A 15,925-nucleotide genomic window follows, 5' to 3' on the forward strand; every position below is an offset into this window, starting at 1 on the left:
GGGTGTCGGCTTCCTTCCATTCCTTTCGCTTCCCTGTAAGCGGCATATCTCAGGCAATGAAGAACCCGCGGGAGCGATCCCGCGGGTTTTGTTTTAAGGCCATAGCGGCCGAGCTTAGCCGTGCGCGAGAACGGCCAGCAACAGCAGCGCGACGATGTTGGTGATCTTGATCGCCGGGTTGACCGCTGGGCCGGCAGTATCCTTGTAGGGATCGCCGACCGTGTCGCCGGTCACCGAAGCCTTGTGCGCTTCGGAGCCCTTGATGTGCTTGAGGCCGTCCTTGTCGACGAAACCATCTTCGAACGACTTCTTGGCGTTGTCCCAGGCGCCGCCGCCGGAGGTCATCGAGATGGCGACGAACAGGCCGTTGACGATGACGCCGAGCAGCGAGGCGCCGAGCGCGGCAAAGGCGGATGCCTTCGAACCGGAGATCAGGAGGACGCCGAAATAGACCACCAGCGGCGCCAGCACCGGCAGCAATGACGGAACGATCATCTCCCGGATCGCTGCCTTGGTCAGAAGGTCGACGGCTCGCGCATAGTTCGGCTTCGAGGTGCCTGCCATGATGCCCGGATCCTCCCGGAACTGCTTGCGCACCTCCTGGACGATAGCACCCGCGGCGCGGCCGACGGCGGTCATGGCGATGCCGCCGAACAGATACGGGATCAGGCCACCGAAGATCAGGCCGGCGACGACGTAAGGATTGGAGAGGTCGAAGGAGACGTCGCCCATACCCTGGAAGTAGGGGTATTTGTCGCCATTGGCGGCAAAGAACTTCAGGTCGTTAGAGTAGGCCGCGAACAGCACCAGCGCGCCGAGGCCGGCCGAACCGATGGCGTAGCCCTTGGTTACCGCCTTGGTGGTGTTGCCGACAGCGTCGAGCGCGTCGGTTGACTGGCGCACTTCCTTGGGCAGGCCGGCCATTTCGGCAATGCCGCCGGCATTGTCGGTGACCGGGCCGAAGGCATCGAGCGCGACGATCATGCCGGCGAGGCCAAGCATCGTCGTCACCGCGATCGCCGTGCCGTAGAGGCCGGCGAGCTGGTATGTCGAGATGATGCCGCCGACGATGACGATCGCCGGTAACGCCGTCGCTTCCAGCGAGACCGCGAGGCCCTGGATGACATTGGTGCCGTGACCGGTGACCGAGGCCTGGGCGATGGAGTTCACCGGACGCTTGTTGGTGCCGGTATAATATTCGGTGATCACCACGATGAGTCCGGTCACCGCAAGGCCGACAAGGCCGCAGATGAACAGGTTCGTGCCGGTGATGGTCATGCCGGCGACGGTGCCGATCTCACCCCAGCCGATGCATGCCGAGGTGGCCACGGCAAGGCCGACAATTGACAGCAGGCCGGTGACGATCAGGCCCTTGTAGAGCGCGCCCATGATCGAGCCGCTGGAACCGAGCTTGACGAAGAAAGTGCCGACGATCGAGGTGAGAATGCAGGCGCCGCAGATGGCCAGCGGATAGAGCATGGCCGCGCCGAGAACGTCGGTGCCACCGAAGAAGATGGCGGCGAGGACCATGGTGGCGACCACGGTCACCGCATAGGTCTCGAACAGGTCGGCGGCCATGCCGGCGCAATCGCCGACATTGTCGCCGACGTTGTCGGCAATGGTGGCCGGATTGCGTGGATCGTCCTCGGGAATGCCGGCTTCAACCTTGCCGACAAGATCGCCGCCGACGTCGGCGCCCTTGGTGAAGATGCCGCCGCCGAGACGGGCGAAGATCGAGATCAGCGAGGCGCCGAAGCCGAGCGAAACAAGCGAGTCGATGACGACGCGATCGTTTGGCTGCAGACCCATGAACTGGGTCAGGATCAGGTAGTAGATCGAGACGCCGAGCAGGGCCAGGCCAGCAACCAGCATGCCAGTGATGGCGCCCGACTTGAAGGCGATCTCGAGGCCGGCAGCGAGGCTGTTGGAAGCCGCCTGCGCGGTACGCACATTAGCGCGCACCGAGACGTGCATGCCGATGAAGCCAGCGGCACCCGATAGAACGGCGCCGATCAGGAAGCCGATGGCGGCGGTGATCGAAAGCAGCCACCAGGCAAGCAGCAGGACCACGACGCCGACGATGGCGATGGTGGTGTACTGGCGCGCCAGATAAGCCTGAGCGCCTTCGCGGATGGCCGCGGAAATTTCCTGCATGCGTGCATTGCCCTGATCGGCCGCGAGGACCGAACGTGTCGCCCAGATGGCGTAAAGGACTGAAAGCAGACCGCAGGCGATGACAGCTGAAATTATGGTCATTGCCGAATTTTCCTCGATTGGTGGCCCAAAAGAACCCCTCCCCGGGCCGTTGAGACAGGGGACGAATTTTCCGCAACCGGAATCCGTCCCTTCGCAGCGGCTTATGCGAAACAGGGCTCGGAACGTCAAGATATTGTTCCGTTCCTGTCCGGCTTTCGCCCAAAAGATCCCGGGTTTCGCCCAAAAGGCTGGACGGCAGCGCCTGTCGACACTGCCATCCGGTTAGATCGGTTGAAATCGGCGAACAGTGGTCAGGCTTTACGCGGGTCGCCGTCCGGCTGGACGACGAAGACCAGCACCAGCAGCATGGTGATGTAGAATTTGAACGCCGCCTCCTGACCATTCCAAGTCGAAGACTGCCACATGGCGAACCACTCGCCGCCAACGACCATGAAGCCGAAATACCAAACGAGGAAGCCCATTGTGGCGGCAATGATGGCGAACTTCTTGGCATCGTTGAAAGCCTGTCCGCTGGCGTTGCGCGCCTGCCAGAGTTGCCAGGCGGCGATTAGGTAAAGCAGGCAGGTCAGCGCCTCGCCAATGATGATCAGCCAGTAGCCAGCCGTCCACAGCGACGGGTTGGTGATCAAGCGGTACATCAGTGCATTGCCGGGAAAGGTCGTGTCCATGCTCAGCACATGCTGGACAAAGGCGAAGTTTGAGCCGTAATCGGTGATGTTGCCGAAGGCGACGAGGAAGGCGAAAGCCGCCAGACACAAACACATGACGATCTTGGAGAAACGCGCGGTCATGGCAAGAACTCCTGCTGAAAGATCGGGGCATCGCACTCATCAATCGCCGAGTCCCGAAGATCGCGCAACGGGTGGGCCAGTGATCATCGTGCTCACAGCCATCGCGAGACATTATGCCGGCAAGCAAGACATTGCCGAGACTGTCGAAGCCCTCGATCTCGACAGTGATTGCGCGGTGGGCGACTTGGTCTCTGTGGTTAGAGCCGACACACAGCACGATTTCGCCATCATCCGCCGCCGCTGGATCACCGGGGAGACTGGCACAACGCTGGAACTGACGCTCGACCATCCGACGCGGTCGACCGGCCACTGAAAAAAGAGCGAACTTCGCCCCGAGACGCTACTCGGGCTCGCGTCCCATGCGCCGGGCGGTGTAGCGCTCGACCGCCGACAGCCCGTCATAGATCAGCACGGCAAGGGCGGCGACGATCAGGCCACCCTGCAGGATGAAGGCGAGGTTGTTCGACAGCAGGCCTGCGATGATCACCTCGCCCAGTGTCCTCGCCGCTACCGTCGAGCCGATGGTCGCGGTGGCGAGGCTGATCACCACCGACAGCCGGATACCACCGAGAATGATCGGCGCGCTGAGCGGCAGCTCGACCTTGACCAGTCTTTGCCAGCCGGTCATGCCGGCGCCACGCGCCGCCTCGACTACGTTGGCCGGCAGCGTCGTCAGGCCGGTCAGCGCATTCTCGAAGATCGGCAGCAGTCCGTAGAGAAACAGCGCAATCAGCGTCGGCTTTTCGCCGAAGCCGACGGCCGGCACGGCAAGCGCCAGCACCGCCACCGGCGGAAAGGTCTGGCCGATATTGACCAGGCTGCGCGACAGCGGCAGGAATTCGGCGCCGGCTGGCCTGGTGACCAGAATGGCGAGCGCGACCGCAACGACCGTCGCGGCAACGGTCGCGATCAGCACGGTCCGCAGATGCAGCAGCGTCAACGTCAAAAGGCTGCCCTGATTGTAGATTACCGGCGCGTTGTTCTCTGTCAGCGGCTTCAGCAGCGGTTCGAACCAGCCGGGATTGGTGACGAAGGCAATAAGCACCACCACCAGGGCAAGCCTGAGCAGCAAGGGAGGCCAGGCTTTCATGCAGGCCTCGCCGCGCGCTTAACCAGCCCGTCCACAGTGACGCGGCCAAGCGGCTTGCCGTCGGCATCTTTCACCGGAAGTGCCGGGCGGCCCGACCACAGGAGTTCGGCGAGCGCGTCGCGTTGGCTGGCGTCACCGGGGATCGCCTCGCCTTCGGCCGTGCCTTTTTCCACCGCGTCGCGCACCCGGCCAAGCGACAACAGCCGGAACGGTTTTTCACTGGCGCCAACCAGGGTCTCGACAAACGCGCTGGCCGGTTTCGCCAGTATCTCGGCCGGCGCGGCATATTGCACTACTTTGCCGCCATCCATCACCGCGATCTTGTCGCCCATGTGAACGGCCTCTTCCATGTCATGGGTGACGAGGATGATGGTGGTGCCGAAGCGTTTCTGGATCGCCAGCAGATCCTCCTGCGCCTTGTTGCGGATGATCGGATCGAGCGCGCCGAAGGGCTCATCCATCAACAGCACGTTGGGTTCCGCGGCAAGCGCCCGGGCGACGCCGACGCGCTGCTGCTGACCGCCGGAAAGCTCATGCGGATAGCGTGGCCCGTAGGCTTGCGGGTCGAGCTGGTATAGCGTCATCAGCTCGTCGACGCGGGCCTTGATGCGGTTGGCGTCCCAGCCGAGCAATACCGGCACAGTGGCGATGTTCTGCGCCACCGTGCGATGCGGAAACAGCCCGTGGCCCTGGATGGCATAGCCTATGCTGCGGCGCAGCTCATAATCCGGCACCGAGCGGTTGTCGACGCCATCGAGCTTGATCACGCCCGATGTCGGCTCGACCAGCCGGTTGATCATGCGAAGCAGCGTCGTCTTGCCGGAGCCGGAGGTGCCGACGATGACGGCGATGCTGCGCGGCTCGATTACTATCGACACGTCGTCGACGACTGTCGTCTCGCCGAAGCGCTTGGTGACGCCTTCGATCTCGATCATGCCGTTTCAACCCTGCGCTTGCTGGCGCTCATTTCGATCACTGCATCGAGGATGATGGCAGCGGCGAAGGCCAGCACCACCGTCGGCACGGCACCGAGCAGCACCAGGTCCATCGCCGTCTGGCCGACCCCTTGGAATACGAACACGCCAAAGCCGCCGCCGCCGATCAACGCGGCAATCGTGGCGAGGCCGATATTCTGCACCAGCACGATGCGGATGCCGGTGAGGATCACCGGGAAGGCCAGCGGAAACTCGACGCCGAACAGCCGCTGGCGGTCGGTCATGCCCATGCCGCGCGCTGCGTCGTTGGCGGCACGCGGCACACCGGCAAGGCCGACCACGGTGTTGGCCACTACCGGCAGCAGTGAATAGAGGAACAAAGCGACGAAAGCCGGCGCTGTACCGATGCCGCGAATGCCGAGCGCGGCAGCACCCGGCACATGCGAAGCGACCCAGCCGAGCGGTGCAATCAAGAGGCCGAACAGCGCGATCGAAGGAATGGTCTGGATGATGTTCAGCACGTTGAGCACGCCGGCCCGCAATTTCTCGACGCGATGGCAGAGGATGCCGAGCGGCAGGCCGATAATCACCGCTGCCGCCAGCGAACCCAGCGCCAGCGTCACGTGCTTGGAGCCTTCCGCCCAAAAACTATCGGCGCGATTGAAATATTCCTTGAGGATCGACAGGCTGTTCCAGCTTCCCGAGACGAGCAGCAGCCCGATCGCCGCGGCGGCGACAACAAGCACGCCGATCCGTGCCTGCGGCGACAGGTTCAGCCGCGTAAGCACGTCGGCGAGCAGAAGCGTGAAGGCGAAGATAAGCAGCCAAAAGCCCGAAGCCGGCGAGATACGGGCGAAGGTGTTGCCGGCGGGTGTCAGGAAACTGCCGGCGACGCCGATCAGCAGCGCCAGCGCTGCAAGCGCAACCACACTGGCGGCGAGGCGCAGAGCAAGCGGCGTTTTCAGCAGCGCAATGAGCGCCGCTGCGACGACAATCGCCATCAACAGCGGACCGACCGTCGCAGGCAAAGATTCGAGGATCGAGCGCGCCTCGCCGGGTACGATGCGATTGGCGCGGAAGGTGGCGAATGGCGCCGCAAAAGCCGCATAGGCCGATATCGCCGCGATGACCACGCCGAGCTTGTCGAACCGGATGCGCACGCCCTCCCCCATCGGCCGATCCGGCGCACCTCGAAAGCGGAGCGCCGGAATCGCCTTACTTCAGGAAGCCGTTCTTTTTCAAAAAGTCCTCGGCGACGCCCTTGACCGGCTCGCCGCCAACCTGCACGCGACCATTCAACTCCTGCAACGTGACGAGATCGAGCTTGGCGAACACCGGCTTCAGCAGCGTCTCGATCTCCGGATGCTCCTTCAGCACCGCCTCGCGGATGATCGGCGCCGGCTGGTAGACCGGCTGCACACCCTTGTCGTCCTCAAGCACGACGAGGCCGGAGGGCGCGATGCCGCCGTCGGTGCCATAGACCATGGCGGCGTTGGCGCCGTTGGTCTGGTTGGCTGCGGCTGCAATTGTCGCCGCCGTGTCGCCGCCCGACAGCGTGATCAACTGGTCCGGCTTCAGCGTGAAGCCATAGGTCTTCTGGAAAGCGGGCAGCGCGGCCGCCGAATTGACGAACTCGGCGGAGGCCGCCAGCACCACCTTGCCGCCGCCCGAGACATATTTGCCGAAGTCGGAAAGGGTGACGAGCTTATTGGTATCGGCGACCTCCTTGCGCAGGGCGATCGCCCAAGTATTGTTCGCCGGTGACGGTGACAGCCAGACGATCTTGTTGGCGTCGTAGTCGAGCTTCTTGGCAGTCTCGTAGGCCTTGGCGGCGTCTTTCCACACCGGATCGTCGGCCTTCTCGAAGAAGAAGGCGGCGTTGCCGGTGTATTCCGGATAGATGTCGATCTCGCCGGCTGTAATCGCCTTGCGTACCACAGGTGTGCCGCCGAGTTGGATGCGGTCGGTGGTCTGGATATTGTTGGCGTTCAGCACCAGTTGGATGATATTGCCGAGCACGCCGCCCTCGGTGTCGATCTTCGACGACACCACCACCTGGGCACTCGCCGAGGCCAACGCAACTCCGAGCGCCAGTACAGCGCCGGCCAGAACCTTGATTGAAAACATCTCACAAATCCCTTGCTGTGAACCGGAATACGGCTGCCGCATATGAGCATGGCTTCGATGCCCCGTCGGGGTACACGGTTTCATAAGAAAGGGGATGGGCGCAATAATTTTGTTCGGATGCGAGTTACTCCGCTGTTGCCTCGTCCCGACAGCGTGACGTCAGCTGGCCGCGCGCAAGCCCGTCATCTTCAACACGCCCAGTGCCACGAAGCACAGCACGACGACCGGGAAAATCATCCAGTTCAACATCTCCCAGCCCCAGGCATTGTAGACCGCCCCCGACATCAGCGAGGCGAAGGCGACGGAGCCGAACAGGACGAAATCGTGAAACCCCTGGACCTTGCCTTTTTCGGATGACTGGTAGCTGTCGGCCACCATGGCGGTGGCACCGATGAAGCTGAAGTTCCAGCCAAGGCCGAGCAGGATCAGCGCCGTCCAGAACTGCCACAGTGCCAACCCTGACAGCGCCACTATGGCGCAGCCAATCAGCAGCACCAGGCCGATGGCCAGGATCCGCTCAGCGCCGAAGCGATAGATCAGCGACCCCGTGAAGAAGCTCGGCGCGAACATCGCCATCACATGCCAGGAAATGCCGAGCGTGGCGTCGTCGGTCGAAAGGCCGCAGCCGACCATGGCCAGCGGCGCGCCCGTCATGACGAAGCTCATCAGCGCGTAGCTGCCGACGGCGCAAAACAGCGCTGCGACGAAGCGCGGCCTGGTGACGATTTCCGAGAGCGGCCGGGCGTCGCTGTCGGCGATTTCCACCTTGTCGGTTGCCTTGGCCGGGATGCGCAACAAAGAGAGAATGGCGGCGCCGACCGCCGCCAGCACCAGGATGGACGCAAACGAGCCGGCAAACTTCACCGGCGAGAACAGGTCGCCGGTGAAGATGACGATCTGCGGTCCAAGGATGGCAGTGACGATGCCGCCGGCCAGCACGAAGGAGATGGCGCGCGCCTTGAATTCAGGTGGCGCATTGTCGGCGGCGGCAAACCGGAACTGCTGGACGAAGGCGCCCCCGATGCCGATCACGGCCAAGCCGAAAGCGAATAGCCAGAAGCTGGCATGAAACAGCGCCAGCGTGGCGACCAGCCCGCCAAGCGCCGTGACCGCTGTGCCGGTCATGAAGCCGTCGCGCTGGCCGAGCCGGCGGATGATCGCCGCGGCCGGCAAGGAACCGAGCGCCACGCCGACATTGAAACCGGTGATCGGCGCGGTTGCCAGCGACTTGTCAGCATCGAGCAGGTACTGCCCCGCCAATCCGCCCATGGAAATGGCGATGGGTGCGGCCGAGCCGATGATCGCCTGCGAGGCTGCGAGGATGAAGGCGGTGCGACGCGCTTCCTTGCCCGCCCCAACGGCGACGATAGCAGTCATGAGGCGTCCTTGCCGCGGCCCTCGCCACGCACCCGGCGCGACACGCGATCAAGCACCGCATTGACCAGTTTCGGCTCGTCTTCCTCGTAAAATGCCTTGGCGATGTCGACATATTCGGAGACGATAACCGCCACCGGCACGTCCTCGCGCTGCATCAGCTCGTAGACGCCGGCGCGCAATATGGCGCGCAATGTGGAATCGAGCCTCGACAGAGGCCAGTCCTCGGTCAGCGCCTGTCGGATGACTGGATCGATGGTCTTCTGGTGCTCGACAACGCCGGCAAGAATGGCGCGAAACCATTGCGCGTCGGCCTCGCGATAGAGCGCGCCGTCGACTTCCTTGCCGAGCCTGAACGCCTCGTACTCGGCGGTGATCTCGAAGACGCCGCTGCCGGCGACATCCATCTGGTAGAGCGCCTGCACGGCGGCCAGACGGGCAGCACCGCGCTTGTTGGCGTGGCGCACCGTGGGCTGGCCGGGCGAAGCGGGTTCGCTCACGAGGGCGCTCCCAGCTGTTCCTTTAGAGCGATCATGGTCAGCGCCGCACGCGCCGCAAAGCCGCCCTTGTCGCCTTCCGAACGCCTGGCCCGTGTCCAGGCCTGTTCGTCGTTTTCGGTGGTCAGGATGCCGTTGCCGATGCAGACCGCATCCTGCACGGACAGGTCCATCAGGGCACGGCTGGATTCATTGGCGACGATATCGAAATGATAGGTGTCGCCGCGGACCACCGTGCCGAGGGCGACGAAGCCGTCATAGTTCGTCCCGCCTTCGGAGGCACCGTCGAGCGCGAAGGAAATCACCGCCGGGATTTCGAGCGAGCCCGGAACGGTGACGACATCGTATGTCGCGCCCGCTTCCTCGAGGGCCTTTGTCGCGCCTTCGAGCAACGCGTCGGCAAGGTCGTCGTGAAAGCGCGCCTCGATGACAAGAAGGTGGGCCTTCTTCTTCGGACGGATGAACGCTTTGCCGTGTTGGGATGTGCCTGCCATAGATGTCTCCGGGGATCGCCGGTGACTTAGGCCGAAGCCGGTTTGATCGCAAGCGGAAGATTGCCGAAGGAACTTTCAAGGCCAACTCGGCGGCGGTCGCACCAGGGAATGGGCTTTATGGACGAGCGCCTCAAAGCCCCTCTTTAGCCGCCTCCACCAGTCGCGCCGCATAGCGGGCCATGGTGTCGATCTCGAGATTGACGCGATCGCCGACCTGGCGTTCGCCCCAGGTGGTGACCGTCAGTGAGTGGTGGATCAACAGCACGTCGAAGCGGCTGCCTTCGACCTTGTTGACGGTCAGCGAAGTGCCGTCGAGCGCGACGGAGCCCTTGGGGGCGATGAATTTTGCCAGGTCGCGCGGTGCTTCCAGGGTGAAGCGAACGGCGTCGCCCTCCTCCTTGCGCGCCACGATCTCGGCCATGTCGTCGACATGGCCGGACACTAGATGGCCGCCAAGCTCGTCGCCGATCTTCAGCGCCCGCTCCAGGTTGATGCGCGTGCCGGATTTCCAGCCCATCGCGGTCGTCAGCCTGAGTGCTTCTTCCCAGGCCTCGACCTCGAACCAGCGTGCGTTGGCGCCGTCTTCCGGCAATCCCGTCACCGTCAGGCAGACGCCGCCGCAGGAAATCGAGGCGCCGATGGCAATGGTCTGCGGATCGTAAGCGGTGTCGATACGCAAACCGACGCCTTCCCTGAGCGGCTTCACGGCAGCGACGGTGCCGACATCGGTGACGATTCCAGTGAACATTAGTTTGGCCCTGTGAACATCAGTTCGGTCCTAGATGTCTCTTATCCATTCCGCATATGTATCTTCGCCGAAACGCATGTTGCGCAATTTGCGAAATCCCGGCGGGATATGATTGGCATCGATCGGCGATACAATGCCGCCCTCGCCGATCGCGTCCGGCCCCTGAAACAGCACGATACGATCGACCACTTGTTCGTCGAGGAACGCCTTGGCCACCCTCGCGCCGCCCTCGACCACGACGCTTGCCATGCCGAGCGCCGCCAGATCCTCGAGCAGTTCCGGCAGCGCAATATCGCCTTCATAGGTCTCAGTACCGATGAAGCGAACGCCGGCGCGTTCGAGCGCGGCGCGCCGGTGCGGATCGGCCTCGGCGCAGGCAGCGACATAGAGCGGCACACGGTCGACGCCGGCGACCAGTTTCGAAGTCTCGGGTAGCCTGATCTGACGGTCGAGTACGATGCGCGCCGGCGAACGGCTCTCCAGTCCCGGAAGCCGAACCGTCAGCGCCGGATCGTCCTCCAGTGCGGTGCCGATGCCGATCAATATGCCATCGGCTTCGGCGCGCATCAGATAGACTTCGCGTCGGGCGATATCGCCGGTGATGGAGACCTGTCCCTCGCCTTTCACGCCGATCTTGTTGTCGCTCGAAAGCGCAAGTTTCAGGATCACTTCCGGGCGTTTTTTCAGAGATCGAATTAAATAGCCGGCCATCTGCTCCGCAGCCTCGGCCGCCAACACTTTTTCCACCACTTCGACGCCGGCGGCACGCAAGATTGCATAGCCCTTGCCGGAAACACGCGGGTCAGGATCGCTGGCAGCGCCGACCACACGCGCCACGCCGGCACTGACCAGCGCATTGGCGCAAGGCGGCGTGCGGCCGTGATGGGCGCAGGGCTCCAGCGTTACATAGGCGGTGGCGCCGCGCGCCAGTTCGCCGGCCTCTGCCAGAGCCTCGGTCTCGGCATGCGGCCGGCCGCCGACGGCGGTGACGCCGCTGCCGACGATCATCGGCCCGTCGCCGTCATCGCGCACGATCAGCGTGCCGACGGAAGGGTTGGTCGAGGTCCGCCCGGCATTCTTGCGCGACAGCCTGAGGGCTGCCGCCATATAGCGGCGATCGAGGACCTCTTGTTCAGCCGTGCTGCGTCCGGACCCTGCCATGCTCAGCTGGCGTCCTCTTCGCTCTTCAGCTCTTCGCCCCTGGGCTCGTCGGCTTTGAGCTCGTCGCCTTTGAGTTCGCCCAACACGTCGTGGAAATCCTTGGCCTCGCGGAAATTGCGGTAGACGGAGGCAAAGCGCACATAGGCGACATCATCGAGCGACTTAAGCGCCTCCATGACCAGCCGGCCGACTTCCCCCGAGGCCACCTCGGTCTCGCCCGAGCTTTCGAGCTGGCGCACGATGCCGGTCACCGCCCGATCGATACGTTCCGGGTCGACATTGCGCTTGCGTACCGCGATCTCGACAGAGCGCAGCAACTTGTCGCGGTCGAACGGCACCTTGCGTCCAGACTTCTTCACCACGACGAGATCGCGCAATTGGACGCGCTCGAAAGTGGTGAAGCGGCCGCCGCAATCCGGGCAGACGCGCCGCCTGCGGATCGCTGCACCGTCTTCGGCAGGGCGCGAATCCTTCACCTGCGTATCTTCGGACTGACAGTAGGGACAGCGCATGGAGAGCCTTCGGTTCGCGATTCTCGTAGTGCGAACGGCTTAGAGGTTTTTGCCACGATGGCAAAGTATGGCCGATGACCGATCGCGTCTCAGAGATAGCGAGGCACGAGGAAAATTGCGAGAGCGGCAATTAGTTGGACGGCAATACGCCAATCAGGGAGCGACGTCGCCGGTCGGGAAGCCGCAGGACGTGCCGAGATAGCGATAGGCCTTGGTGAAGCCGTCCATCGATATCGTCGCGACCGGCTTGTCGGCGAAGCTGACATCGAGGGCGCTGGTACGGCGCATGGCACGCAGTATGGCAACCGTGGTCTCGGGTTTGTTGTCCATCATCCACTGTCCGTCGGCGATAATATGAAAACCAGCCTTGATCTTGTCGTTGACGTCGCGGAACACCGCCGGGATGTTGTCCCCCTTGGGCAAGTCACTGTTTCTCACGGCGATGATGAGGCTCGGATAGCCCTCGGGTGGCAGTACGTCGCCATTCGAGATGGCCAGCGTGAGGGTGCCACTGGTGCCGTTAGCGTCGAAAAAGACCGTCGAGGCGGCGCAGGTCTTGCGCACGTCCTCACCGGTGTTGACCTCGTCCACCGTGGTGGACCACCTGCCGAAGGTCTCTGTCTTGGGTGCTGCCGGCGTCGGCTCGGTCTGCGCCAAGGCCGCGCCGAGTAGCTGAGAGGTGGCTAAGGTGAGCAAGGCAGCGCCAACACTGGTGAAACGGAAAATTCGCATCATCATCAAGCGTCTCCGAGATGCAGCCGTGGCCAGTTGATCGGCGCCGTCACAGTTGGGGGACCGACGCCCTGCGTCAACCAAGATACGGGTAAAGCGGAAAACGATCCGTCAATGCCGCCACCTTGGCCTTCACGGTTGCCTCGACGGCCGCGTTGCCTTCGTCGGAATTGGCGACCTTCAGTCCATCCAGCACTTCGGCGATCAGCTTGCCGATCTCGCGGAACTCGGCCTGACCGAAGCCGCGCGTGGTGCCGGCCGGCGTGCCGAGCCGAACGCCCGATGTCACGAAAGGCTTTTCCGGATCGAAGGGGATGCCGTTCTTGTTGCAGGTGATGTTGGCGCGGCCAAGGGCAGCCTCGGCGCGCTTGCCGGTGGCGTTCTTGGGACGCAGGTCGACCAACATCAGATGATTGTCGGTGCCGCCGGAGACGATGTCGAGACCGGTTTCCTGCAGACTGGAGGCCAGCGCCTTGGCATTGGCGACGACGCTCTCCGCATAGATCTTGAAGCTCGGCTTCAGCGCCTCGCCCAGAGCCACCGCCTTGGCGGCGATCACATGCATCAGCGGTCCACCCTGCAGGCCGGGGAAGACGGCCGAATTCATCTTCTTGGCAATATCCTCGTCGTTGCAAAGGATCATGCCGCCGCGCGGCCCGCGCAGCGATTTGTGCGTCGTGGTGGTGACCACATGGGCATGCGGCAGCGGCGACGGATGCATGCCGCCGGCGACCAGGCCGGCGATGTGGGCCATGTCGACCATCAGATAGGCACCGATCGAATCGGCGATCTCGCGAAAACGCTTCCAGTCCCAGACACGTGAATAGGCTGTGCCGCCGGCCAGGATCAATTTCGGCCTGGTCTCATGGGCGGTCTTCTCGATCGCATCCATGTCGAGCAGATGATCGTCCCGGCGTACGCCATAGGAGACGACCTTGAACCATTTGCCGCTCATATTGACCGGCGAGCCATGTGTCAGGTGTCCGCCGGAATTGAGGTCGAGGCCCATGAAGGTGTCGCCGGGCTGCAGCAACGCCAGGAACACCGCCTGGTTCATCTGGCTACCGGAATTCGGCTGGACGTTGGCGAAGTTGCAGCCGAACAGCTTTTTCGCGCGTTCGATGGCCAGTTCCTCGGCGACATCGACGAATTGGCAGCCGCCATAGTAGCGCTTGCCCGGATAGCCCTCGGCATATTTGTTGGTCATGATCGATCCCTGTGCCTCGAGCACGGCACGCGAGACGATATTTTCCGAGGCAATCAGCTCGATCTCGTGGCGCTGGCGGCCGAGTTCGTTGCGGATTGCGCCGAAAATCTCAGGGTCGGCATCGGCAAGCGTGGTTTCGAAAAAGGATTCGAATTTGTTCGACACTGCCGCTGCTGTTGCCATGGGCTGAAATCCTCAAGGTTCGGGGTCTCTCGCGCCATTAACACAGTTGCTTTCGGCCCGCCACGTTTGCAGCGCGAAATTTGCTGGCCGGATTGCGCCAGAGGGACTGGCAGCCTCTATTTCCTTGCCTGCCGGCCCTTCAGCAGGGCCTCGGTGAGCGTGATCTCGGTGAACAGCGCCTGCATCGTATGGTCGTTAATCTGGCCGCTGCGAAACATTGCGCGAACCGCTGCGCGTTCGGCCTCAATGCCCGCCAGCCTCAATTCGAGCTCCAGCCGTCCGGCCTCGCGGGCCTCGGCGCGCGCCTCGTCGGCCTCGTCGGAGGCAGCGATGCGGCGACGGTAGCCGGCGACGATGCTGTCGGCGGCGGCAAGCCGGGCGCCGGGTATTTCCCCTTCATCGCCGTCGGTCGCGCCGGCCATGCTCTCGATGCGGGCGATGGCGGCCTTGGCCGCGCCCACACGCGCAAGACGCTCCTCGGCAGCGCCAGGATCCTCGCCCGGCTCGACCAGCCCGCGTGCCACCTTGGGCAAGGCAAGGCTGGCTATGAGCAATGAGCAGATGATGACGCCTGCGGCGAGGAAGATCACCACGTCGCGCGCCGGAAAGGGCGAACCATTCGGCATGGTGAGCGGCAGCGACAGGATGCCGGCCAGCGTGATGGCGCCGCGCACGCCGGCAACAGAGCCGGCGATCCGGACGCGCAGCCCGAACGGCTCGGCCTTCTGCTCGCGTAATCGCGCCGAGACGCGCGTCGCGATGTCGCCGACCCAGATCCACAGGAAGCGCAGCCCGATCAGGCATAGTGTCAGCGCGACCACCGTGGCGATTGGCTGGATGACCGGATAGCGGCTGCCGAGCTCAGGCGGCACGTTGCCGATGATTTCGGGAAGCTGCAACCCGAGCAGGATGAACAGCGCGCCGTTGAAGACGAAGGATAGCGTCGTCCACAGCGATACGGTCTGTATGCGCGCCGAGACGCCGAGAAAGCGGAAAATCCCGGAGCCGCCGGTGAGCACTCCGGCCGTGACCGCCCCCAGAATGCCCGAGGCGCCGACATTCTCGGCGCCGAGATAGGCGATGAACGGCAGCAGGACCATGACCAGCACCTGCGCCTCGGACGGCACGCCGCCGATACGGTTCAGCAATTGCAGCACCTTGGCGGCGACGAACAAGGCAGCCACGCCGGCCAGGATGCCGGTAGCGACGGCATAGAGGAAAGTCACGGATGCCGCGACGAAGGAGAAGCTGCCGGTCAAGGCAGCTGCCACCGCAAAGCGGAACATCACGAGGCCCGACGCATCGTTGAGCAGCGCCTCGCCCTCCAGGATGTGCATCAGCCGGGCCGGGACCAGGCTCTTGTCGACGATCGAGGAGACGGCCACCGCATCGGTGGGCGACAGCACCGCAGCAAGCGCGAAAGCGACGACGAGCGGGATGCTCGGGACAAGCCAGTGCAAAGCGTAGCCGAAGCCGACAATGGTGAAGAAGACCAGCCCGATGGCGAGGTCGAGGATCGGCCCGCGCAGCGCGATCAGTTCGCGCTTGGGCGCACCATAGGCGTCGCTGAACAGCAGCGGTGGGATGAACACTAGCAGGAACAGCTCGGGATCGATCTCGACATGCATGCCGCGCACCGGCCAGGCGAGCGCTGCACCGATGGCGATCTGCAGTACCGGCAGCGGCACCCGCACCAGCCGGACCAGCGCGCCCGAAACGGCGACGAAGATGAGCACGACCAGAATGAACATTGCGACATGCATGATGCGATTTCCGACTACAGCGCCGCGTCCTTTTTCCGGCAATCGGCCCAGCAAAGCTTTCCGCGAAAGACTCGGCAACGAAAAAGGCCGCCTT

16 protein-coding genes are annotated in these 15,925 nt (G+C 63.6%); 1 reads left to right on the forward strand and 15 read right to left on the reverse strand.

The window, feature by feature from the left end; genetic code table 11:
- Positions 1–114: 114 nt before the first annotated feature.
- On the reverse strand, positions 115–2,256 hold the full coding sequence (locus NKI08_RS13660; RefSeq protein WP_352501522.1) for a sodium-translocating pyrophosphatase: 2,142 nt from the start codon (positions 2,254–2,256) through the stop codon (positions 115–117).
- A gap of 251 nt (positions 2,257–2,507) precedes the next feature.
- Positions 2,508–3,008, reverse strand: a complete 501-nt coding sequence (locus tag NKI08_RS13665) for a DUF2165 family protein (protein ID WP_352770056.1) — start codon at positions 3,006–3,008, stop codon at positions 2,508–2,510.
- 79 nt (positions 3,009–3,087) lie between these two features.
- On the opposite strand from NKI08_RS13665, the gene NKI08_RS13670 reads away from it, so the two are divergent.
- The gene (locus NKI08_RS13670) at positions 3,088–3,321 is read left to right on the forward strand and encodes a hypothetical protein (protein ID WP_023674502.1); all 234 of its coding nucleotides are present in this window, start codon (positions 3,088–3,090) and stop codon (positions 3,319–3,321) included.
- Between the two features lie 27 nt (positions 3,322–3,348).
- Here the strand turns inward: NKI08_RS13670 and NKI08_RS13675 are convergent, their stop codons facing one another.
- From NKI08_RS13675 to NKI08_RS13735, 13 genes are all read right to left on the reverse strand, one after another.
- Entirely contained in the window at positions 3,349–4,098 is a 750-nt protein-coding gene (locus tag NKI08_RS13675) for an ABC transporter permease (protein ID WP_352501521.1), read from the reverse strand.
- On the reverse strand, positions 4,095–5,033 hold the full coding sequence (locus NKI08_RS13680) for an ABC transporter ATP-binding protein (RefSeq protein WP_352770060.1): 939 nt from the start codon (positions 5,031–5,033) through the stop codon (positions 4,095–4,097). Before NKI08_RS13680 ends, NKI08_RS13675 begins: the two co-directional genes overlap by 4 nt.
- Positions 5,030–6,205 carry an ABC transporter permease gene (locus NKI08_RS13685; RefSeq protein ID WP_352501519.1) on the reverse strand — a complete coding sequence of 392 codons (1,176 nt, stop codon included), beginning with the start codon at positions 6,203–6,205 and terminating at the stop codon, positions 5,030–5,032. Before NKI08_RS13685 ends, NKI08_RS13680 begins: the two co-directional genes overlap by 4 nt.
- A 43-nt stretch (positions 6,206–6,248) precedes the next feature.
- Positions 6,249–7,160: a glycine betaine ABC transporter substrate-binding protein OsmF gene (osmF, locus tag NKI08_RS13690; protein ID WP_352542407.1), complete on the reverse strand. Its 912-nt coding sequence runs from the start codon at positions 7,158–7,160 to the stop codon at positions 6,249–6,251.
- A 159-nt stretch (positions 7,161–7,319) separates the two neighbouring features.
- Positions 7,320–8,537 (reverse strand): MFS transporter, encoded by a 1,218-nt coding sequence (locus tag NKI08_RS13695; RefSeq protein ID WP_352770062.1) that lies wholly within the window; start codon positions 8,535–8,537, stop codon positions 7,320–7,322.
- A complete protein-coding gene (gene nusB, locus NKI08_RS13700; protein ID WP_023674496.1) occupies positions 8,534–9,034 on the reverse strand; it encodes a transcription antitermination factor NusB in 501 nt (166 codons plus the stop codon). The genes NKI08_RS13695 and nusB overlap by 4 nt, the downstream gene beginning before the upstream one ends.
- Positions 9,031–9,525 (reverse strand): 6,7-dimethyl-8-ribityllumazine synthase, encoded by a 495-nt coding sequence (gene ribH, locus NKI08_RS13705; protein ID WP_023674495.1) that lies wholly within the window; start codon positions 9,523–9,525, stop codon positions 9,031–9,033. The genes nusB and ribH overlap by 4 nt, the downstream gene beginning before the upstream one ends.
- Before the next feature lie 130 nt (positions 9,526–9,655).
- On the reverse strand, positions 9,656–10,273 hold the full coding sequence (locus NKI08_RS13710; RefSeq protein WP_352766897.1) for a riboflavin synthase: 618 nt from the start codon (positions 10,271–10,273) through the stop codon (positions 9,656–9,658).
- A 30-nt stretch (positions 10,274–10,303) separates the two neighbouring features.
- Positions 10,304–11,434, reverse strand: a complete 1,131-nt coding sequence (gene ribD, locus NKI08_RS13715) for a bifunctional diaminohydroxyphosphoribosylaminopyrimidine deaminase/5-amino-6-(5-phosphoribosylamino)uracil reductase RibD (protein WP_352770067.1) — start codon at positions 11,432–11,434, stop codon at positions 10,304–10,306.
- A 2-nt stretch (positions 11,435–11,436) separates the two neighbouring features.
- The gene (gene nrdR / locus NKI08_RS13720) at positions 11,437–11,946 is read right to left on the reverse strand and encodes a transcriptional regulator NrdR (RefSeq protein ID WP_352472013.1); all 510 of its coding nucleotides are present in this window, start codon (positions 11,944–11,946) and stop codon (positions 11,437–11,439) included.
- A 153-nt stretch (positions 11,947–12,099) separates the two neighbouring features.
- Complete coding sequence (locus NKI08_RS13725; protein WP_352472055.1) at positions 12,100–12,684, reverse strand: invasion associated locus B family protein; 585 nt, start codon at positions 12,682–12,684, stop codon at positions 12,100–12,102.
- Between the two features lie 70 nt (positions 12,685–12,754).
- Positions 12,755–14,068, reverse strand: coding sequence for a serine hydroxymethyltransferase (gene glyA / locus NKI08_RS13730; protein ID WP_352449301.1), 1,314 nt, complete (start codon positions 14,066–14,068; stop codon positions 12,755–12,757).
- Positions 14,069–14,184: 116 nt separating this feature from the next.
- Positions 14,185–15,831 (reverse strand): Na+/H+ antiporter, encoded by a 1,647-nt coding sequence (locus NKI08_RS13735; protein ID WP_352770072.1) that lies wholly within the window; start codon positions 15,829–15,831, stop codon positions 14,185–14,187.
- Positions 15,832–15,925 lie beyond the last annotated feature (94 nt).

The sequence above is a fragment of the Mesorhizobium sp. M0768 genome (genome assembly GCF_040320195.1).
In the GTDB taxonomy this organism is placed as follows: Bacteria; Pseudomonadota; Alphaproteobacteria; order Rhizobiales; family Rhizobiaceae; genus Mesorhizobium.